At 73.5% G+C, this 20,495-nt stretch carries 17 protein-coding genes; 5 read left to right on the forward strand and 12 right to left on the reverse strand.

Translation table 11 applies throughout. The features are described 5' to 3' along the window. Nucleotides 1-73 precede the first annotated feature (73 nt). A complete protein-coding gene (locus tag DEI99_RS11285; protein WP_181434340.1) occupies nucleotides 74-1,297 on the reverse strand; it encodes a polysaccharide pyruvyl transferase family protein in 1,224 nt (407 codons plus the stop codon). 48 nt (nucleotides 1,298-1,345) lie between these two features. Between DEI99_RS11285 and DEI99_RS11290 the strand changes: the two genes are divergently transcribed. Next, on the forward strand, nucleotides 1,346-2,533 hold the full coding sequence (locus DEI99_RS11290; protein WP_111040788.1) for a glycosyltransferase: 1,188 nt from the start codon (nucleotides 1,346-1,348) through the stop codon (nucleotides 2,531-2,533). On the opposite strand, the gene DEI99_RS11295 is transcribed toward DEI99_RS11290, so the two are convergent. The 4 genes from DEI99_RS11295 to DEI99_RS11310 all read right to left on the reverse strand — a co-directional run bounded on the left by DEI99_RS11295 (nucleotide 2,500) and on the right by DEI99_RS11310 (nucleotide 6,802). Next, a complete protein-coding gene (locus DEI99_RS11295; protein WP_181434339.1) occupies nucleotides 2,500-4,065 on the reverse strand; it encodes a hypothetical protein in 1,566 nt (521 codons plus the stop codon). The genes DEI99_RS11290 and DEI99_RS11295 overlap by 34 nt on opposite strands. 8 nt (nucleotides 4,066-4,073) lie before the next feature. Continuing rightward, complete coding sequence (locus DEI99_RS11300; protein ID WP_111040787.1) at nucleotides 4,074-5,381, reverse strand: UDP-glucose dehydrogenase family protein; 1,308 nt, start codon at nucleotides 5,379-5,381, stop codon at nucleotides 4,074-4,076. Between the two features lie 67 nt (nucleotides 5,382-5,448). Further along, on the reverse strand, nucleotides 5,449-5,997 hold the full coding sequence (locus tag DEI99_RS11305; protein WP_111040786.1) for a PH domain-containing protein: 549 nt from the start codon (nucleotides 5,995-5,997) through the stop codon (nucleotides 5,449-5,451). A 4-nt stretch (nucleotides 5,998-6,001) separates the two neighbouring features. Then, the gene (locus tag DEI99_RS11310; RefSeq protein ID WP_111040785.1) at nucleotides 6,002-6,802 is read right to left on the reverse strand and encodes a biotin--[acetyl-CoA-carboxylase] ligase; all 801 of its coding nucleotides are present in this window, start codon (nucleotides 6,800-6,802) and stop codon (nucleotides 6,002-6,004) included. A 74-nt stretch (nucleotides 6,803-6,876) separates the two neighbouring features. Here DEI99_RS11310 and DEI99_RS11315 point away from each other — a divergent pair, with 74 nt between their 5' ends. After that, the gene (locus tag DEI99_RS11315; RefSeq protein ID WP_071261524.1) at nucleotides 6,877-8,472 is read left to right on the forward strand and encodes an acyl-CoA carboxylase subunit beta; all 1,596 of its coding nucleotides are present in this window, start codon (nucleotides 6,877-6,879) and stop codon (nucleotides 8,470-8,472) included. Between the two features lie 13 nt (nucleotides 8,473-8,485). Next, nucleotides 8,486-8,740 (forward strand): acyl-CoA carboxylase subunit epsilon, encoded by a 255-nt coding sequence (locus DEI99_RS11320; RefSeq protein ID WP_111040784.1) that lies wholly within the window; start codon nucleotides 8,486-8,488, stop codon nucleotides 8,738-8,740. Between the two features lie 688 nt (nucleotides 8,741-9,428). On the opposite strand, the gene DEI99_RS11325 is transcribed toward DEI99_RS11320, so the two are convergent. The 4 genes from DEI99_RS11325 to DEI99_RS11340 all read right to left on the reverse strand — a co-directional run bounded on the left by DEI99_RS11325 (nucleotide 9,429) and on the right by DEI99_RS11340 (nucleotide 14,019). Then, nucleotides 9,429-10,481, reverse strand: a complete 1,053-nt coding sequence (locus tag DEI99_RS11325; protein ID WP_111040783.1) for a DUF8320 family protein — start codon at nucleotides 10,479-10,481, stop codon at nucleotides 9,429-9,431. After that, the gene (locus DEI99_RS11330; RefSeq protein ID WP_111040782.1) at nucleotides 10,478-11,872 is read right to left on the reverse strand and encodes a sensor histidine kinase; all 1,395 of its coding nucleotides are present in this window, start codon (nucleotides 11,870-11,872) and stop codon (nucleotides 10,478-10,480) included. Before DEI99_RS11330 ends, DEI99_RS11325 begins: the two co-directional genes overlap by 4 nt. 5 nt (nucleotides 11,873-11,877) lie before the next feature. Next, entirely contained in the window at nucleotides 11,878-12,594 is a 717-nt protein-coding gene (locus DEI99_RS11335) for a response regulator transcription factor (RefSeq protein ID WP_071261508.1), read from the reverse strand. A gap of 165 nt (nucleotides 12,595-12,759) precedes the next feature. Next, a complete protein-coding gene (locus DEI99_RS11340) occupies nucleotides 12,760-14,019 on the reverse strand; it encodes a class I SAM-dependent RNA methyltransferase (RefSeq protein WP_111040781.1) in 1,260 nt (419 codons plus the stop codon). 14 nt (nucleotides 14,020-14,033) lie between these two features. Here DEI99_RS11340 and DEI99_RS11345 point away from each other — a divergent pair, with 14 nt between their 5' ends. Both DEI99_RS11345 and DEI99_RS11350 read left to right on the forward strand, forming a co-directional pair. Further along, entirely contained in the window at nucleotides 14,034-14,813 is a 780-nt protein-coding gene (locus DEI99_RS11345) for a Maf family protein (RefSeq protein ID WP_111040780.1), read from the forward strand. A gap of 79 nt (nucleotides 14,814-14,892) precedes the next feature. Next, nucleotides 14,893-16,668 (forward strand): acetyl/propionyl/methylcrotonyl-CoA carboxylase subunit alpha, encoded by a 1,776-nt coding sequence (locus DEI99_RS11350; protein ID WP_111040779.1) that lies wholly within the window; start codon nucleotides 14,893-14,895, stop codon nucleotides 16,666-16,668. Between the two features lie 120 nt (nucleotides 16,669-16,788). Here DEI99_RS11350 and DEI99_RS11355 read toward each other — a convergent pair whose 3' ends face one another. The 3 genes from DEI99_RS11355 to DEI99_RS11365 all read right to left on the reverse strand — a co-directional run bounded on the left by DEI99_RS11355 (nucleotide 16,789) and on the right by DEI99_RS11365 (nucleotide 20,412). After that, a complete protein-coding gene (locus DEI99_RS11355; RefSeq protein WP_111040778.1) occupies nucleotides 16,789-17,742 on the reverse strand; it encodes a hypothetical protein in 954 nt (317 codons plus the stop codon). Nucleotides 17,743-17,944: 202 nt separating this feature from the next. Continuing rightward, nucleotides 17,945-19,588, reverse strand: a complete 1,644-nt coding sequence (locus DEI99_RS11360) for a phospho-sugar mutase (RefSeq protein ID WP_111040777.1) — start codon at nucleotides 19,586-19,588, stop codon at nucleotides 17,945-17,947. After that, on the reverse strand, nucleotides 19,585-20,412 hold the full coding sequence (locus DEI99_RS11365) for a purine-nucleoside phosphorylase (RefSeq protein ID WP_111040776.1): 828 nt from the start codon (nucleotides 20,410-20,412) through the stop codon (nucleotides 19,585-19,587). Before DEI99_RS11365 ends, DEI99_RS11360 begins: the two co-directional genes overlap by 4 nt. Between the last annotated feature and the right edge of the window lie 83 nt (nucleotides 20,413-20,495).

A 20,495-nucleotide genomic window follows, 5' to 3' on the forward strand; every position in this document is an offset into this window, starting at 1 on the left:
CCCGTGGCGGCGTCGCCACGGGCCTCCTGTCCGTCAGGTGCGTGCGGTCGCGGGCCGCACGTCGTGCCGGTGGTCAGCGGACGTCGCGCGTCGCCTCGGCGAAGTCGGCGTCGAGCGCCGTCGCCATCCGGGCGACGCCGTCGGCGAGCTGCTGCCGGACCGCGTCGCGGTCCGCGTCGAGCCGCTCGAGCTGCGCGGTGACGTCGTCGACGAAGGTCGGCTCGAGCGCCGACTCGATCGGCTTCGAGAACTCCTGCTGCCCCATCTGCTCGAAGAACAGCCGCCCCTTGTCGACGTAGTAGAGCACCGCGGCCGGGACGCCCGCGATCGTCGCGACGATGGCGGAGTGCAGGCGGCTCGCCAGGAACAGCCGGCTGCGGGACATCAGGCCCGCGTACTCGGACGGCGAGAACGCGTCGGCCTCGACCACGTGGGTGCGGTCGGCGTGCCGCATGAGCGCGATGACCTCGCGGGCGAAGGCGGCGTCGCCCTCGGATGCCTCCATGTGCATCGGGTAGAACACCACGTCGGCGTCCCACCGGTCGATGACGCGGTCGGCCAGGTCGGCGACGGCCTGCCGGTAGGTGACGAGCTTGTCGCTGTCGACGCCGGTCTGGCGGAAGCGCTTCGGCAGGAACCGGAAGGGGATCCAGCCGCTGCGCTTGTAGTGGAACCAGCGGCGGACGCCGAAGCCGATCGAGCCCTCGAGCCGGTCGGCGGTCAGGCCGGTGGTGCGCTCGAGGCGCTCGAGCACGTCGGCGTCGGGCGTGGTGACGGTGCCGACCACCGCGGGGTCGAACGACGACACGATCGGCGTCGTCACGCCCCAGGACAGCAGCTTCTCGCGGGACTCGTCGTCACGGACGGCGAACGCGCTGCACAGGTCGACGGTGGCACGGATGAGGCGCTTGCTGATGCCGGCAGTGGTCGGGCCGATGCCCTGGAACGCCCCGACGAGGTGCTTGTTCACCGCGCGGACGAGCAGCATCTTGCCGAACCAGTACACGAGGCCGAGCTTGTTCGTGTAGTCCTTGAGGATCTCGCCGCCGCCCCAGAGCACGACGTCGGCACCGCGGGCGGCACGCAGCAGGGCGAACAGGTCGCCGATGCCGGTGCTGTACGGCGAGACCGGCAGGAACCGGATGCCGAACCACGCGGCGTCCCGCTCGGGGTACTGCGACAGGGAGACGATCTCGGCGTCCGGCCAGCGGCGGCGGACGAGTTCGACGTTGCCGGCGAGGATCGCCCGGTCCCCGCGGTTGTGGGGCGAATCGCTATTGTGGATCAGTACGCGCACGGGGCGAGAGCCTACCGGACCGTCCCCCGCCACCCCCGGAAAGGCACGATGTCCCGCACCGACCACACCGCCCGTCCCCGCCTGCTCGTCCTCGGTTCGACGTTCCCGGCGCACCCCGACGACGGCGTCCCCGCGTTCGTGCTCGACCTCGCTCACCAGGAGGCCCTGGGCTTCGACACGATGGTGCTCACGCCGCGGGTGCCCGGCGGCGCGCGGACCGAGCGGATCGGCGACGTCGGCGTCCGGCGCTTCCCGTACTTCCCGAAGGCGTTCGAGGACCTGGCCGACGGCGCGATCCTCGACAACCTCAAGGAGCGGCGCTCCCGGATCGTGCAGGTGCCGGCGCTCGTGCTCGCGCAGTACCTGGCCGTGCGCCGCGTGGTGCGGTCCGCGAAGCCCGACGTCATCCACGCGCACTGGGCGATCCCGCAGGCCCTGGTCGCGACGCTCGCAGCCCCCGGGGTGCCGATCGTGGTCACCACGCACGGTGGCGACATCTACGCCCTCCGCGCCGCGCCGCTCGTCCGGCTCAAGCGCTGGGTCTTCGGGCGGTCCGCCCACGTCACCACCGTCAACTCCGAGATGCGCGACCGCCTGACGGAGTGGGGCGTACCCGAGTCGCGGTCCACGGTGATCCCGATGGGCGTCGACCTCGGTCCGGCCCGCGACACCCGCGCCCGCGTGCCCGCCCAGGAGCACCACGTCGTGGCCGTCGGCCGCCTGGTCGAGAAGAAGGGCTTCGGCAACCTGGTCGAGGCGCTCCGCGGCCTCGGCGACGACGTGCCGTGGCGACTCACGGTCGTCGGCGACGGTCCCTACCGGGCGCAGCTCGAGCAGCAGGCGGCCGGGCTCCCCGTGACGTTCCTCGGCCAGCGCGGTCGCACCGAGGTGCTCGAGACCCTCGCGTCCGCGACCGTCGTCGCCGTGCCGTCGGTCCCCGCCGCGAACGGCGACCAGGAGGGCCTGCCGGTCACCCTGCTCGAGGCCGCCGCCGTCGGTGCCGCGATCGTCGCGAGCGACCTGCCCGGCATCCGCGACGTCGTCGAGGACGACGTGTCCGGCGTGCTCGTGCCGCCCGGCGACGTCCCGGCGCTCCGGGCCGCGCTGCAGCGCGTGCTCACCGACGACGCCGCACGTGCCCGCTACCAGGAGCGGGCCGTCGCGTCGGCGGCCGAGTTCTCGACGGAGCGGATCGGCGAGCGCTACCGCGCGGTGTTGTCCGACGCGATCGGCTGATCCCCGTCCGGGGTCGCCGTCGGCGCCGGTGCGGTCGGCGCCGGTGCGGTCGGCGCCGGTGCGGTCGGCGCCGGTGCGGTCGGTGCCGCCGTCGTGTCGTCCTGACCGCGCCGACGGAGGCCGTCGACCTCGCCGAGCACGAAGAGCGCGATCGTCACGGCAGTGAGGACACCCGCGAGCACCGTCGCGCCGAGCACCAGGGTCGCCGAGTGCGGCACGAGCGTCGCGCCGTCGAGGTGCAGGAGCGACCAGATCGGCACGAGGGCCAGGAGCGTCCACGCCGGCACGAGCACCACGGCCGCGCGCCGCGAGGCCCCGAGCCCTGCCGCCACCGCGATCGCGATCGGCACCCAGACCGCCAGCGTGTAGCGGTTGATCGGTGCACCGCCGCCGGCCATGTAGCGGATCTCGACGAGCACGAAGAGCACGACGACCGTCACGAGCATCGCGACGACGAGCGCGCGCGGCCAGGCCTCGGCGGACCGGACGGCGCGCTCCCGCCGCCTGCCCGTCGCGCGACGCGCCACGAGCACCACGGCGGCGACCGCCAGCAGCAGGAGCGGCACGAGCAGGAGCGTCCACGGCACGGGGTCGCGCAGGTCGAGCGCACCGCGGTAGAGCGCGAAGAGCTGCTTCCAGAAGGACGGCTTCGTCGCCACCTCGCCGTCGGTGAAGTGGGCGCGGGGCACCCAGCCCGGCCACGGCTTCGGCCGACCGCTGAACGACCCGGCGACGATGGTGTTGCGCACCCAGAACCACCCGGACGCCGCCGCGGCGGCGACCACGGGCACGAGCGCGACGACCACGCGGGCCCACACCCCTCGGAGCCGGCCGAGCCGGACCGTCCGGGCCAGCAGGAACGCCACCGCCACGGCCACCAGCCAGAGCGCGAAGGACAGCCGCGTGGTCATGCCGGCGGCCGTCACGAGTGCACCGCCAACGAGCAGCCGCGGTGTGAGACCCGAGCGCAGGGCGGCGCCGGCCACCCCGCACGCGAGGGCGCCGAGGAGCGCGGCGAGCGAGTCGTTGTAGACGACGCCGGCCTGCACGACGAGCACCGCGGTGAAGGCCGACACGACCGCGACGGTGGCCGGCAGCCGGCGGGCCGCCGGGAAGCAGCGCGACGCCGCCCAGGCCGCGGCGGGGACGATCCCGGCCACGACGAGCGCGTTCACGACGCGCGCTGCGACGACCGCCTGCACGGGGTGTCCCCCGTCGACGAGCGGGCCGACGAGCGGCGCGAGCAGGACGTAGTAGAGCGGCGGGTGCTGCGCGACCCACTGCACCGGCGGGTGGTGGCCGAAGCCGGGCCGGAAGCGCACCCCGTCCATCAGGACCGGCAGCTGCCCGTGCCAGACCCGGAGTGCGTAGTCGACGTGCGCCGACTCGTCCGTGCTGCTGAGCGGCTCGGTCGACGCGATCCGGGCGACGGCGGCGACGAGCACGAACAGGGTGGCCGCGAGCACGACCGGGGTGGCCCAGTCGCGCCCGCGCACGCCGTCGAGCAGGACGCGCCGCACCCGCAGGGCCACGGAGCGCCTCAGCGCCCCATGCCGCGGTACGTGAAGCCGGCTGCGGTCCAGGCGTCGCGGTCCAGGCAGTTGCGGCCGTCGACGACGACCGGGCCGGCGACGAGCGATGCCACCGTGGTCGCGTCGAGCTCGCGGAACTCGGTCCACTCGGTGAGCACGAGCACCAGCTCGGCACCGGTCAGCGCCTCGGACGCGCTCTCGGCGTAGTCGAGCTCGGGGTGCACGCGACGGGCGGTGCCGACGGCCTCGGGGTCGTAGGCCGAGACGGTCGCGCCGAGGGCGTGCAGTCGTGCGGCGATGTCGAGGGCCGGCGAGTCGCGGACGTCGTCCGAGTTCGGCTTGAAGGCCAGGCCGAGCACCGCGACGCGCTTGCCCGCGACGTCGCCGCCGAGCAGCTCCTGGGCGAGGTCGACGACGTGTGCGCGGCGGCGCAGGTTGGTGGCGTCGACGTCGGCCAGGAACGCGAGCGACTCCCCGACGCCGAGCTCGTCGGCACGGGCCTGGAACGCGCGGATGTCCTTCGGCAGGCAGCCACCGCCGAAGCCGAGGCCGGCGTTCAGGAACTTGCGGCCGATGCGGGCGTCGTGGCCGATGGCGTCGGCGAGCGCGGTGACGTCGGCGCCGGCGACCTCGGCGATCTCGGCCATCGAGTTGATGAACGAGATCTTCGTCGCCAGGAACGCGTTCGCGCTGATCTTCACGAGCTCGGCCGTCGGCAGGTTGACGACGAGCCGCGGCGTGCCGGTCGACAGCGCCTCGGCGTAGACCTCGTCGAGCGCGGCGACGGCACGCTGCCCGTCCTCGCCGTCCGGCACGCCGTAGACGAAGCGGTCCGGGCTGATGGTGTCCTGCACCGCGAAGCCCTCGCGCAGGAACTCCGGGTTCCAGACGAGCGTCGCGCCGGGGACGGCCGCCGAGACCTCGTCGGCGAGCCGCGCGGCGGTGCCGACGGGCACGGTCGACTTGCCGACGACGAACTCGCCGGCCGACAGGTGCGGGGTGAGCGCGGCGACGGCGGCGTCGACGTAGGTCAGGTCCGCGGCGCCGGTCGGGCCCTGCGGCGTGCCGACGGCGAGGAAGTGCACCTGGGCGCCGGCGACCTCGGCCATGTCCGTGGTGAAGCGGATCCGGCCGGACGAGAGCGCCTCGGTCAGGATCTCCGGCAGCCCCGGCTCGAAGAAGGGGGCCTCGCCGGCGGCGAGCCGCTCGATCTTCGCGGGGTCGACGTCGACGGCGACGACGTCGTGTCCGAGCTTGGCCATGGAGGCGGCGTGCACGGCACCGAGGTAGCCGCAGCCGATCACAGAGATACGCACGCGAAGACGCTACCGGTTTCTCACGCAGATGCCAGCACGGCCCCGCCGCCCGGCGCGGCCCCCGTCGTCAGGAGCGGACGTCGCCCCACGGCGGCCGCTCCGGGCCGCCGACGATCTCGTCCCAGTCCGGCTCGCGGTGCCGGCGCCTGGCCTCGTACGCCTCCACCAGGTCGTGCAGGACGGCGACGACGAGGTCGGCGTGCGGCACGTCGGCGAGCACCACGGCCGGGTCCTCACCGGGGAACACGAGCACGTCGCCGGAGCGGAACAGTCCCTGCAGCCCGCGGCGGCGCACCGTGACGTCGTAGCCGCGGGAGTGCAGCAGCTCGTGCCGGGTGCGGGTGCCGAGCCCCTGCACGACGACCAGGCGACGCGTCGTCACGATGTACCGCTCGGACATCCAGCGGAAGAGCGGGACGGCGCCGCCGACCACGACGAGGAGCACGACGAGGCCCGCCACGACGGCGTTCAGCCACGCGAGCTGGGCCTGGAAGACGCCGAAGCCGAACCCGCCGGCTGCGGTCACGAGCACGACGAACACGGCCGGGCGCACCAGGCGCCGAGCGTGCGGTCGCAGGCGCGCGACGACGCGTTCGGGCGGCGGCTCGGCGGTCATGCCGTCATGCATACCGCAGGTGGGTGACGTCCCCCACGGCGACGCCCCTCGCGGCGCCGGCTCGATCCCGGATCGTGATGCGGCCCTCGTCGTCGATGCCGGTCGCGTCCGCCTCCTCGACCGTGCCGTCGGGCAGCTCGAGGCGGATGCGGCGACCGATCGTGCCGCACGCGGCGCGGACGCGGGACCGGACCGTCTCGGCGGCGGGACCGCCGGCGGCCAGGGCGACCACGGCCTCCAGGAGGGCCCGGTGGAAGGCGGACAGGACCGCGTCGGCCAGGGTGGGTGCGTCGTCGACCGCGCCCGCCAGCCGCAGGGACGTCGACGTCGGCGTCGGCAGCCGGTCGGCGGGGATGGTGAGGTTGACGCCGGCTCCCACGACGACGCTGCCGTCCGTGGCGACCTGGCAGAGGATCCCGCACACCTTGTCGCCGGCGACCTGCACGTCGTTCGGCCACTTCACGACGACCACTGCGTCGGACGGCAGGACCGACGCGACGGCGTCGCGCATCGCCGCACCGGCAACGAGGGGCAGCCACCCGCGGTCGCGGTCGTCGAGGTCGGCCCGGACGAGCACGCTCGCAGCGAGCGTCTCGCCGGCGGGGGCGGACCACGAGCGGTCGAGCCGGCCGCGGCCGGCGGTCTGGTCCATGGTGGCGACGACGCTCCCGTGCTGCCGGCGGGGCGCGACGTCGAGCAGGTCCGCGTTGGTGGACCCGGTCCGCGCCGGCGTCGCGAGGGTCGCTCCGGACGCCCGGACCGCGGTGGCGGTGACGGGGAAGGACGACGACGCGGGTGTGGACATGCACGCAAATGTACGGCCAGGAACCGTGGGGGTCCTCCAACCGACCCCGTCCTGGCCGCCGGTAGGGTGAGCGGGTGACCACAGGAGACACCCCCGATCTCTCGACGACGGCCGGCCGACTCGCCGACCTCCGCGACCGGTACCACGAAGCCGTGACCGCCGCGGGTGAAGCCGCCATCGCGAAGCAGCACGCCAAGGGCAAGGGCACGGCGCGCGAACGCATCGAGCAGCTGCTCGACGAGAACTCCTTCGTGGAGTTCGACGAGTTCGTGCGGCACCGCACCACCTCGTTCGGCATGGACGCCAAGCGCCCCTACGGCGACGCGGTCGTCACCGGTGTCGGCACGATCCACGGCCGCAACGTCGCCGTGTACGCACAGGACTTCACGGTCTTCGGCGGGTCGCTCGGCGAGGTCGCCGGCGAGAAGATCATCAAGGTCATGCAGCACGCGCTGAAGACCGGTGTGCCGATCATCGGCATCCTCGACTCCGGCGGCGCGCGCATCCAGGAAGGCGTGGTCGCGCTCGGCAAGTACGGCGAGATCTTCCGCCTCAACACCCAGGCGTCCGGCGTCATCCCGCAGATCTCGATCGTCATGGGCCCGGCGGCCGGCGGTGCGGTGTACTCCCCCGCGCTCACCGACTTCGTCATCATGGTCGACAAGACCAGCCACATGTTCGTCACCGGCCCCGACGTCATCAAGACCGTCACCGGCGAGGACGTCGGCTTCGAGGAGCTCGGCGGCGCCCAGACGCACAACGCGGTCTCCGGTGTGGCCCACTACCTCGCCGAGGACGAGACCGACGCGCTCGACTACGCCCGCTCGCTCATCGGGTTCCTGCCGGACAACAACCTGTCCGACGCCCCGGCGTACGACGTCGCCCCCGAGCTCGAGACCACCGACGCCGACCACGAGCTCGACCTCGTCATCCCGGACTCGACGAACCAGCCGTACGACGTCACCACGATCATCGAGCACGTCGTCGACGACGGCGAGTTCCTCGAGGTCCAGCCGCTCTTCGCGCCGAACATCCTCATCGGCTTCGGTCGGGTCGAGGGCAGCACGGTCGGCATCATCGCGAACCAGCCGCAGGCCATGGCCGGCACGCTGAACATCGACGCCGGCGAGAAGGCCGCGCGCTTCGTGCGGTTCTGCGACGCCTTCGGCATCCCGATCCTCACCCTGGTCGACGTGCCCGGCTACCTGCCCGGCACCGACCAGGAGTGGACCGGCGTCATCCGCCGCGGTGCGAAGCTGCTGTACGCCTACGCCGAGGCCACCGTCCCGCTCGTCACCGTCATCACCCGCAAGGCGTACGGCGGCGCGTACATCGTCATGGGCTCGAAGCAGCTCGGCGCCGACATCAACCTGGCGTGGCCGACCGCCGAGATCGCCGTGATGGGCGGCCAGGGCGCCGTGAACATCCTGTACCGCGCCGAGATCAAGCGCGCCGAGGAGTCCGGCGAGGACGTCGCCGCCGTGCGCACGAAGCTCGCGAACGAGTACACCTACAACGTGGCGTCGCCGTACCTGGCGGCCGAGCGCGGCGAGCTCGACGGCATCATCCAGCCGCACGCCACGCGCGTCTCGGTGATCAAGGCGCTCCGGTCACTGCGCGGCAAGCGTGCGACGCTGCCGCCGAAGAAGCACGGGAACATCCCCCTCTGATGGGCGCGCACTGATGGGCCGTCACGCAGCCCCCGTCCCCGCGGACGAACCGGCGTCGGTCGCCGACGTCCACGTGGTGTCCGGCGAGCCGTCGCCCGAGGAGCTCGCCGCCGTCGTCGCCGTCCTGCAGCGCCAGGCCGACGAGGCAGCAGCCGCCGGCCGCGCCGAGGTCGTCGACCGGCCCCGGGCAGGCTGGGACGCCTCGGCCCGCGGCCTGCGACGCCCGCTCGACCACGGGCAGGGCGCCTGGAGCCGTTCGCTCCGCTGATGTACCCCTCCGGGGAGCGCGACCCGTCCGCGTTGCAGGCTGCACTTCCCGGTCGGTATCCCCTCGATCGGGGGACACGGGATGCGCAAACCGACCAGATCTGGGCGTTTTGTCCCCCGAAATGATGACTGACACGGGTTGCGGGTGGGGGCAGGATTGACGTGTTCGGTGTCCTTCTCTGAAGAACATCGCAGGTCGGTGGCCGACTAGGGTACGACGCCACCGTCCGCATCGAGGCAGGGCGACATTCGGGTTGTCGCTCAGTCTCGGGTCGTGAACGGGCCGGTCGGACTCCGACCGGCCCGTTCCCCGTTTCCGGGGCGTTCGCACGCGCACCCCCTCCGCGACGGTCCACGCGACGATCGACTCGTGCGTCGTCGGGACGGTCGCGCCAGCCGGCGACCGTCAGCCGTCGGCGCTGGCGCGGCGCGACCAGGTGGCGGACGGGAGGCCCGTGGCGCCGCCGCCACGCGCCTCCCGGCCTCCACGGACCGCGTCCGCTGCCGCGCGCACCAGCTCCGCGACGATCCACGTGACGATCACCACGTGTCGTGTCGGAACATGCGCACGCACCGCATGCACGCGCATGTTCCGACGCTCCACGCGTCGATCGCCTCGTGTCGTGTCGGAACGTGCGCAGTCGCCGCACGACCGCGCGCCCGGCGCAGGTCGAGCAGGCGGCCCGGCGTCAGACGGTCTCGTGCCGCGGGATCTCGAGCCAGAGGGCCACGGAGTCGTCCTCGCCGTCCTCGTCGTCGTCCATGCCGGCGCCGAGCGCGGCCGACTCGCTCGCCGCGCCGTCGAGCCGCAGGCCCACGACCGTCACCGCGGCCTCGGCGCCCTCGCCCACGGTGCGGACGATGACGTTGTCGGCGTCGCGGGCCTGCCGGAGCGCCTCGGCGATGCGCGCGTGGATGCGTCGGACGTCCTCGGCGTCGAGGTCGTCGAGTCCCCCGTCGTCGTGCAGCTGGACGGTCGCACCCCGTCGCCGCAGCTGCATGACCTCGTCGCGGACGTCGTCGGAGAGCAGCGACCTGCCACGGATCTCGTCGCGGATCGCCTGCTCGAGGTTCAGGCACTCGGCGCGGTCGGCCTCGTCGAGGTCGCCGCACGAGTCGATGATCCGCTGCAGCATCGGCAGGGCCATGCGGGTGGTCTGGCGCAGGCGGAACTGCCGCTCGAACACGTGGGCGTCCTGCGCGGCCTGCCAGTCGGCGGTCTCCTGTTCGGCGCGCACGAGCTCGCGGGTGTTCCGGGTGGCCCGGCTCATCGCCGCGGCGAAGACCGTCGCGATCGCGACCCAGGCCACGCTGCCGAGCACGCCGAGCGACCCGAGGGCGTCGAGCCCGGCCCACGCGACGGTGTGCACGGCGAGGAACAGCACGCCGACCCAGGCGAACGGGCCGCGGCCGCGCACCACGAGCACGACCATGAGCGTGCCGACGGCGGCGATCCACCAGGTGACGTAGCCCGCACCCGGGGTGAGCTCGCCGACGACCGGGGCGGACACGACCGGCATCACGAGCGCGGTCGCCAGGGCGAAGCACGCGCTCCAGACCGGCAGCACCTTGCCCGGCACGAACAGCGCGGTGCCGGTCGCCGCGGCGTACAGCACCATGCAGGTGATGACGGGGCCGACCTCGGTGACCCGCGACAGCGACGACAGCGCGAGCACCAGGTGGTAGACGGAGAAGAGCGAGGCGAGGCCGAGCGCGACGCTCGCCGGCAGCGAGACCCTCACGCGGATGCCCCCGATCCGGCCGCTGCCCCGGTCCAGCGCAGTTCGACGCGGGTACCGGCGCCGGGGGCCGTGTGCACCTCGGCCGTGCCCTCGACGGTGGTGATGCGCTCGATGATCGAGCGCCGCACGCCGAGCCGTTCGGACGGGATCGCCGCGACGTCGAAGCCGCGACCGTCGTCGCCCACCTCGACCCGGACGCCGTCGCCGCGCTGCTCGATCCGGACCCACCGGTCGACGTCGGGGCCGCCGGCGTGCTGCACGCTGTTCACGGCGGCCTGCAGCGCCGCCGAGGCGAGGGCGTCGGCGACGGCGGCCGGCAGCCGGAGCGGCGCGGCGTGCGCTGGCCGGGGCGGCACGATGCGCACCGGCGCGGCGAGTGCACCGACGGCGTCCCCGATCCGCGTGCGGAGCTCGGCGAGGGTCACCGGGAGCGCTTCGCCGGGTCCGTCCGTCGCGGCGGCCTCGAGGTGGTCGATCGCGTTCCGGGCCATCCGCGCGGCGAGCGTCTTCGCCTCGAGGGTGTCCGCGCGGGCGGCGGACAGCAGCGTCGTGAGCACGCTGTCGTGCACGATGGCGTCGACCTGGACCCGCTCGACCTCGGTCGCGTGCTCCCGGATCGCCAACGAGTACCGGCGGACGGCGGTGGACTGCGCGGAGTCGACGGCCGAGGCCGCGCGGCGCAGGACGACCGCGATGACGAGGACGGCACCGCTGAGCAGCGCCGTGTAGACACCGTCGAGCAGCGCGCGGGTCAGCCCGACCTCGCCGCCGACCGGCGCGAGGCGCACCACCACGTAGACCGCGGGGACGAGTGCCGTGTAGATCGTCGCGCGCCACGTGGCGAAGCCCATCGCTGCAGCGGTCGACCCGACGGTGCAGAACCACCACGGCCAGGGCTGCTGCCCCGCCGGGATCGGGTCCTGCACGGTGGCCGGCCAGCTGACGAGCGCGACGAGGAACAGCAGCGCGCAGACGATCTGCGCCAGCTGCGCGACCCGCGGCACGAACGCCGAGACGCCGACGAAGACGAACGAGGCGCCGAGCGCGAGCGCGACGAGCGGTCCCCAGAACGGGTCGAGCGACGGCAGCTGCTGCAGCACGGCCGGCGCGTCGACGATCCCGAGGCCGACCGCGGCCATGGCGAGCAGCACGGCGAACGCGCGCTCGACCGACGCCTGGGTGATCGAGGTGCGGACGTTGCGGGACGGGTCGCCGCCGAACGGTGCCGTGCCGTCGAGCCCCGGTGGGACCGGGCCGTGCTCAGGTGCGCCCGGCGAGGCGGGGACCGCACCGGCCCGGGCGCCCGCCCGCCCGACCGGGGGACGCAGCGCGCCGGCCCCGGGGCCCACCGCTCCGGCGAACCCGGGCGCCGGCTCAGCCGCGGTCGCCATCGGACTCAGCGACCGTCGCCGTCGGGGTCGATCCCCGAGTCGAGCCCGGGCAGGATCCCGTCCTCGACCGCGCGGCGGAGCAGGTCGACCTTGGTCGGCGCGGGCCGGCCGACCTCGACGTACTTCACGCGGATGCGGTCGAGGTACTCGCGGGCGGTGGAGTACCCGATGCCGAGCTGCTGCGCGGCGAGCTTGAGCGGCAGGCCCGATGCGTAGAGGTGCAGGATCTCCCGCTCGCGGCGCCCGAGCTGCGCCTTCGCGAAGTCCCGGTCGGCGTCGATCGCGCTCGCCCACTCGAGGTTGTTGAGGACGTCCCCGCGCGCGACGGTCGCGACGGCGGCCATCACGGTCTTCGTCGCCGAGGACTTCGGGATGACGCCGGCAGCCCCTGCTGCCAGTGCCTCGCGGACGTTCGCGACGCGGTCGGCGATGGAGTGCACGAGCACCGCCGATCCGGTGCCCTGCACGCCCTTGACGTTCTCGGTGACGGTCGAGCCGTCGCCGAGGGACAGGTCGAGGACGACGACGTCGACCTCTCGCCCGTCGAGGTTCTCGACGTACTCGGGGACGCTCGCGGCGGTGAGCACCACCTCGAACCCCTCGTTCTGGCACGCCGCCTGGATCCCGAGCCGGACGGACTCGTGGTCGTCGACGATCGCGACCCGGACCGGCCTGGTGGCCGTCGCGGGTGTCTCGTTGGTGGTTGTCGTTCCTGCTGCCACTGTGGCCTCTCGTCCCGATGCGCAGGCCCGGCCCCTGAAACCGGGTCGCCATCGAGTACCCAGGATACCCAGCCCGGACTCAGGTGGGGAGTCCGGACGGTGCGCCACGCGGCTCAGGTTCCCGCGCGCGGCCCCCGGCGGGACCCGCGCGACGCCGGGGCGACCTCAGCGCGTCGGCACGAGTCGGGCGACCGCCTCGAGGTGGTGCGTGTGCGGGAACAGGTCGAAGGCCCGCAGCGCCTCGAGCGTGTACCCCAGGTCCGCGAAGGTCGCGACGTCGCGGGCGAGCGCGACGGGGTCGCAGGCGACGTAGACGACCTGTGCGGGTGCCAGTGCCGCGATCTGCTCGACGACCTGCCGACCGGCACCGGCGCGCGGCGGGTCGAGGACGACCGTGCCGGCGCGGAAGCGGTCCTGCTCGGCGCGCGAGGCGTTGGCCACCGTGTTCGCGAGCCAGCGGTCGACGCGCCCGGTCTCGGCGCGGGCGCCGATCCACTCGGACAGGTTCTCCTGCGCGTGCTCGGTCGCACGCCCCGCGCTCTCGACGCTCGTGATGCGCGCCTTCGGGCCGACGAGGTCGCCGAGCGCTGCGGCGAGCAGCCCGACACCGCCGTACAGGTCGAGGTGGGTGCCCTCGGGGTCGAGGCGGTCGCGGTCGACCAGGTCCTGCACGGCCTCGGTGAGCACGGTCGCCGCGGCGCGGTGCACCTGCCAGAAGCCGTTGTCGTCGACCTGGAACGTGCGCTCCCCGACGACCTCGGTCACGACCGTGGGCTTCTGCTCGTCGATGACGAGCCGTGCCCCCTCGGACCCGCTCGGCGCGAGGACGTCGATCACCGACGAGCCCGGCATCACCCCGCGGCCGAGCGGCGCGCTCTGCTGCACCGCGGCGCTCGCGAGCGGCAGGCTCGTGACGGGGATGACGGAGTGCGAACGGGCGGCGAACGGGCCGGCGGTGCCGTGCTCGTCGACGTGCAGCCGGACGCGGGTGCGCCAGCCGAGGCCGTTCGCGGCGTCGTCGCCGGGCGCCGCCTCGACGACGACGTCGTGGCCGAGCACCTCGGCGAGGTCCGTGCGGGCGAACCGCGCGAACGCGTCGACGAGGACGTCGTGCTTCAGCGTGCGCTGGTGGGCGAGGGCGATGTGCCCGAACTCGGCACCGCCCGGGCGCGTCTCGGGGTCGCGGTCGAGCGCGGCCTCCGGCCAGACGTGGTCGACGCGGTGCTCGCTCGGGGTGACGACGCTGACCGTGTCGGCGCGCCAGAACGACTTCTTGCGGTCCTCGGTCACCCGGGCGACGACGCGCTCCCCGGGGATCGCGTCCGACACGAAGACCACCCGTCCTTCGTGCCGTGCCACCGAGATGCCGCCGTGGGCGATCCCGGTGACGTCGAGTTCGAGCAGCGTGCCGACGGATTCACCCATGGTGAGATGGTCCCATGCGTCTGTACCTCGCGAGTACATCCCCCGCCCGCCGAGCCCTCCTCGCCCAGTCCGGGATCGAGCCGGTGCTCGTCTCCCCCGGGGTCGACGAGGACGCCGCCGGTGCCGCCGCCGCCGCGTCCCTCGGCCGTGACCTGACCGGCCCCGAGCTCGTCTCGCTCCTCGCGGTCGCGAAGGCGTCGGCCGTCGCGGACGCCGCCGTCGCCGGCTCGCCGGTGGACGGCGTGGTGTTCGGCGGCGACTCCGCCTTCGAGGTCGACGGACGCCTGTACGGCAAGCCGCACGACCCGGCGGTCGCCCGGGATCGCTGGCGACAGATGCTCGCCGCCGGCGGCGGGACCCTGTGGAGCGGACACTGCGTCGTCGACCGGCGCCGCGATCTGGACCCGGCCACGGGACGGACGGGAGGCACGGGTCCGGCCCGCGCCGTGCCTCCCGTCCGCCCCCTGGTCACGTCGGCTGCCGGGGTCCCCGACCTGGGTGACGTCGCGCCCGGCGGTTCGGCGCTGGCCGCCGCGGGCGACCGCGTGGTCGCGGTCGACAGCGCGGTGCTCACCTTCGCCGACGACGTCTCGGCGGACGAGATCGACGCGTACGTCGCGACCGGCGAGCCGCTCGAGGTCGCGGGCGCGTTCACCATCGACGGGCGGGCGGCGGCGTACATCACCCGGATCGACGGCGCGCCCTCCGCCGTGATCGGCATGTCGCTGCCGGTGCTGCGGTCGATGCTCCTGCGGGGCTCCGGGATCGACTGGCACGACCTCTGGTCGCTGTAGACATCCACACTGTGCGGGGCTGGTTCTTTGTCGATGCCGGTCAATTCGTCCCGCGACCGCACGAATACGCTGATGTCTCATGCCCCGTATCAGCAAGGTCCTCATCGCGAACCGCGGCGAGATCGCCGTCCGCATCATCCGCGCGGCCCGCGACGCAGGCAAGGCATCGGTCGCGGTCTACGCCGACCAGGACCGTGACGCCCTCCACGCACGCCTCGCTGACGAGGCCTACGCGCTGAACGGCACCACGAGCGCCGACACCTACCTCGTCATCGACAAGATCATCTCGGTGGCCCGTCGCTCCGGCGCCGACGCCGTGCACCCGGGCTACGGGTTCCTGGCCGAGAACGCCGACTTCGCCCGCGCCGTCATCGACGCGGGGCTGACCTGGATCGGTCCGTCGCCGGAGTCCATCGAGCGCCTCGGCGACAAGGTCTCCGCCCGCCACGTCGCCGAGAAGGTGGGCGCACCGCTCGCTCCCGGCACCATCGAGCCCGTGCAGGACGTGTCCGAGGTCTTCGACTTCGTCGACCAGGTCGGGCTGCCCGTCGCGATCAAGGCCGCGTTCGGCGGCGGCGGCCGCGGGCTCAAGGTCGTGCGGGACCGTGCCTCGGTCGAGGAGCTCTTCGAGTCGGCCACGCGCGAGGCCATCGCGGCGTTCGGCCGCGGCGAGTGCTTCGTCGAGAAGTACCTCGACAAGCCGCGCCACGTCGAGACCCAGTGCCTCGCCGACGAGCACGGCAACGTCGTCGTCGTCTCGACGCGCGACTGCTCGCTGCAGCGTCGCCACCAGAAGCTCGTCGAGGAGGCCCCCGCGCCGTACCTGACCGACGCGCAGCAGGAGCGACTGTACGAGTCGTCGAAGGCGATCCTGCGCGAGGTCGGCTACGTCGGCGCCGGCACCTGCGAGTTCCTCATCGGGGCCGACGGCACCGTGTCGTTCCTCGAGGTGAACACCCGCCTGCAGGTCGAGCACTGCGTGTCGGAAGAGGTCACCGGCATCGACCTCGTCCGCGAGCAGTTCCGGATCGCCGAGGGCGGCACGCTCGACTACTCCGACCCGGCGCCCCGCGGGCACTCGTTCGAGTTCCGCATCAACGGCGAGGACCCGGGCCGCAACTTCTTCCCCGCGCCCGGCCCCGTGCACGCGTTCAACGCGCCGTCGGGCCCCGGCGTCCGCGTCGACTCCGGCGTCGTGTCCGGCGACGTCGTGTCCGGCTCGTTCGACTCGATGCTCGCGAAGCTCGTCGTCACCGGCGCCACGCGCGCCGAGGCCCTGGAACGCTCGCGTCGGGCTCTCGCCGAGTTCGAGGTCACCGGCCTGCCGACCGTGCTGCCGTTCCACCGCGCGGTCGTGTCGGACCCGGCCTTCGCGACCCCCGACGACGAGCCGTTCTCCGTGTACACGCAGTGGATCGAGACCGACTTCCAGAACGACATCCCGGCGTGGAGCGGCTCCCCCGAGGAGCTCCCCGCCCCGGCCGCCCGCGAGAGCGTCGTCGTCGAGGTGCAGGGCAAGCGCATCGAGGTCACGATGCCGTCGATCGTCGGCGGTGGCGTGGCCGCGGGTCGTCGTCCCGCCGGTCCCTCCGCTCCCCCGAAGCGCCGCTCGTCGGCCGTGCGCGGCGGCGTCGCGGGGTCGGGCGGGTCCGTCGCCTCGCCGATGCAGGCCACCGTCGTGAAGCTCGCGGTCGCCGAGGGCGACACCGTGGTGAAGGGCGACCTGCTCGTCGTCCTCGAGGCCATGAAGATGGAGCAGCCCGTCCAGGCCCACAAGGACGGCGTCGTCACGAGCCTGAACGCCCCGGTCGGCCAGACGATCTCGTCCGGCCACGTGCTGCTCGAGCTCGCGTAGCGGCGGCTGCGACGCGCTCCGCTGGCGCGAATCCTCTTTGCACAACCAAAGTCACCCCGAACCGCACGATCGCGTGGTTCGGGGTGACTTTGGTTGTGCGCCGTGCTCCGCCCAACGGCGTCATCGGAGTCTGTGGAACGTCCGAGTCGTCGTTGGCAGGCCTGCGGCGAGCAGGACTCCGCGCAATGTCTCGGCGTCGTTCGCCTCGTCCCAGCCGAACCGGCCGACGGAACGGACGTCGGGGTGCCGACGGAGTCGGTCCTCGCGACGCTTCTCCGCGACGACGACGTCGGCCGAGGACGTTCCCGCCGGGCGGAGGGCCGGGTCGGTGTACTTGCTCCGACCGTCGAACTCGAGGACCACACCGTGCTCGGGGAACCAGAAGTCGACCCGACCGATGAACCCCGCCGCGTCGCGGAACTCCTGCTGCAGGACCGGCCGAGGGGCGCCGACCTCGTCGAGCGCGACCCTCGCCACCGATTCGCCCGGCGATCCGCTGGCTGCGTCCGCGAGCTCGATCGCCACCTCGGCCCGATGCTTGCCGTGGACGGCCTCGCGGCTCGCCAACTCGAGCCGGAAGGCCCGCGGGGTGACGCCGCACCGCAGCGCCACGTCGAGGGCGGGCACCGAGATGCGGAGCTCGTAGGAGATCGCCACGTCGACGACGGTGGTGAGCAGATCGGTGAGGGCCCGCCCGTTCGCGACCATCACCTGGGTGCGCAGCGTCCTGCCCCTGCCCGGACGCTTGCGGACGTGCGTGAGCGCCTGCGAGGTCGTGCGTCGGGGGTCGATGACCTCGACGACATCCGGGAACTCACCGCGCCACGGTAACCCGTGCAGCGCCGCGGCCGAGGCGTGCGACACCACGAGCCGCCCGTCCAAGCGGTCATGGACGGCCTTGATGCGAGCGATGTGTCGCTCGCCGGGAGTCGCGCGACGCCAGTCGGCGGCGTCGACGAAGCGCCCGGGCGTGAGCCGGACCAGTCGTCCCGCGTCGACCCCACGACGGTGGTCACGACCGGTTCTGCCGGTCGGGTCCGCGGAACCGCCACGGATGATCGTGAGTCGTGTCATGCCGGTACGGTGCCCGGCCCACCGACGATGTCCTCGGCTCGACCACTCACCTGTGGACACAGTGCATCGGATGCCCACTTGTGGACGGCTACCGGCCGTGCGGCCGCGCACAACCAAAGTGACCGCAAACCGCGTGTTCGTGCGGTTCGAGGTCACTTTGGTTGTGGGAAGCGCAACGGCACCGCCCGGGGGCGGCCCGCGCCTAGGACACGAGCGGGCGCACCGCCTCGGCGAGGGCGTCGACGAGGCGCGCGGCCTCGGCGGGGGTCTCGGCCACGGTGTCGATGTAGACCTTGACCTTCGGCTCGGTGCCGCTCGGGCGGACGATGACCCGCGCGTCGCCGGTCAGGTCGTAGCGCAGGATGTCCGACGGCGGGAAGCCGTCGGCGCCGTCGACGTAGTCCGTGACGCCGAGCACGTCGAGGCCGCCGAGCGTCGTCGGCGGGGTGGCCCGCAGCGACGCCATGACCTCGCCGATGCGCGACAGGTCGTCCACGCGGGTCGCGACCTGCCCGGAGGCGAAGGCCCCGAACTCGGCGGCGAACGCGTCGAGCTGGCCGGCGATCGTCGAACCGGCCGCGGCGAGCTCCGACGCCAGCGACAGCAGCGCGAGCGCCGCCGAGATGCCGTCCTTGTCGCGGACGACCTCCGGGTCGACCAGGTAGCCGAGGGCCTCCTCGTACCCGAACAGCAGCTCGGGCACCCGCGAGACCCACTTGAAGCCCGTCAGGGTGTCGCGGTACTCCAGGCCGTGTCGCGCGGCGACGCGGGCGAGGGCGGGCGAGGAGACGATCGAGGCCGCGAGCGTGCCACGGACCCCGGCGTCGGACGCGCGGGCGGCGGCACGCCAGCCGAGCAGCCAGCCGACCTCGTTGCCGGAGAGCCGGCGGAACGTCGGAGCGCCCGAGTCGGAGACGGCGGGGACCGCCAGCGCCAGCCGGTCGGCGTCGGGGTCGTTCGCGATCACGAGGTCGGCGCCGACCGCGACACCGCGGGCGATCGCCAGGTCCATCGCGCCGGGCTCCTCGGGGTTCGGGAACGAGACCGTGGGGAACGCACCGTCCGGCTCGATCTGCTCCGGCACGACCGCCGGCTCGGCGAACCCGGCCGCGGTGAACACCGCGCGGGCGGTCTGCCACCCGACGCCGTGCATCGCCGTGTAGACGACCGTGGGCTGGTCCTGCGGGTCGAGCGCCGGGGTCGGCACCGTGGCGGCCGTCGCGGCGACGTAGGCGTCCACCAGGGCGGCGTCGGCGACCGTGTAGTCGGTCGCCCGCGGCAGGTCCGTGATCGAACCGGCCGCGACGGCGTCGATGGCCGCCGCGATCTCGCCGTCGACGGGCGGCACGATCTGGGAGCCCTCGTCGTCCTGCCCGAGGTACACCTTGTAGCCGTTGTCCCGCGGCGGGTTGTGGCTCGCGGTGACCATCACGCCGGCGCCGACGTCGAGGTGCCGCACCGCGAACGCGACCACCGGGGTGGGCAGGGCCGAGGGCAGCAGCGTGACCTCGAGCCCGAGGCCGCGCATCACCTCGGCGGAGTCGCGCGCGAACACGTCCGAGTTGACCCGGCCGTCGTAGCCGATCACGACGCTGCGCGAGCGTCCGCTGTCGATGAGGAACCGCGCCAGCCCGGCCGCCGCCTGGGTCACGACGACCCGGTTCATCCGCAGCGGCCCGTACCCGAGCTCGGCCCGGAGCCCGGCCGTGCCGAACGCCAGGCGCCCGGCGAAACGGGCCTCGAGCTCGTCGGTGTCGCCGGCTTCGACGACCCGCTGCAGCTCGTCGCGGGTCTCGTCGTCGGGGTCCTGCTGCAGCCAGGCGCGCGCGGCGTCGAGGACGCTCACAGGGCGGCCACCACGCGGGCGAGGAGGTCCGCGATCACCGGCTCGGCCTGCTTGCCGGCCTCGAGCACCTCGGTGTGGGACAGCGGCGTCGTCTGGATGCCGGCGGCGAGGTTCGTGATGAGCGAGAACCCGAGGACCTCCATGCCGGCCTGCCGCGCGGCGATGGCCTCGAGCGCGGTCGACATGCCGACGATGTGCCCGCCGATGGTCTTCGCCATCTGCACCTCGGCCGGGGTCTCGTAGTGCGGGCCGCGGAACTGCGTGTAGACGCCCTCGTCCAGCGAGGGGTCCACGCCGCGGGCGATCGCGCGCAGTCGCGACGAGTACAGGTCGGTGAGGTCGATGAAGGTCGCCCCCTCGAGCGGGCTGTCCGCGGTGAGGTTGATGTGGTCGCTGATGAGCACGGGCGTGCCGGGCGTCCAGTGCTCCTTGATGCCGCCGGCACCGTTGGTCAGCACCATGACCGAGGCCCCGGTCGCCGCGGCGGTGCGGACGCTGTGCACGACCCGGCGGACCCCGTGGCCCTCGTAGTAGTGCGTGCGGGCGCCGATGACGAGCGCGTGCCGGCCGTCCGTGAGGCGGATCGACCGGATGGTGCCGGAGTGCCCGGGGACCGCCGAGGCGCTGAACCCGGGGACCTGGTCCGCCGGGATCTCGGAGACGGTCTCGCCGATGATGTCGGCGGCCTTGCCCCAGCCCGACCCGAGGGTCAGGGCGATGTCGTGCCGCTCGATGCCGGACTGTTCGGCGATGACGGCGGCGGCGGCCCGCGCGACCTCGAACGGGTCGGCAGCGGGGTCGTTCAGCGGGTTCTCGGTGCTCATGCCCCCAACTCTAGAGGCGGAGGACCGCTCCGGTGGCGGCCGCCACACGCGCCTCAGTGCTCGCCTCAGTGCTCACCTCAGTG

The organism is Curtobacterium sp. MCLR17_036 (assembly GCF_003234445.2).
Taxonomy (GTDB): Bacteria; Actinomycetota; Actinomycetes; order Actinomycetales; family Microbacteriaceae; genus Curtobacterium.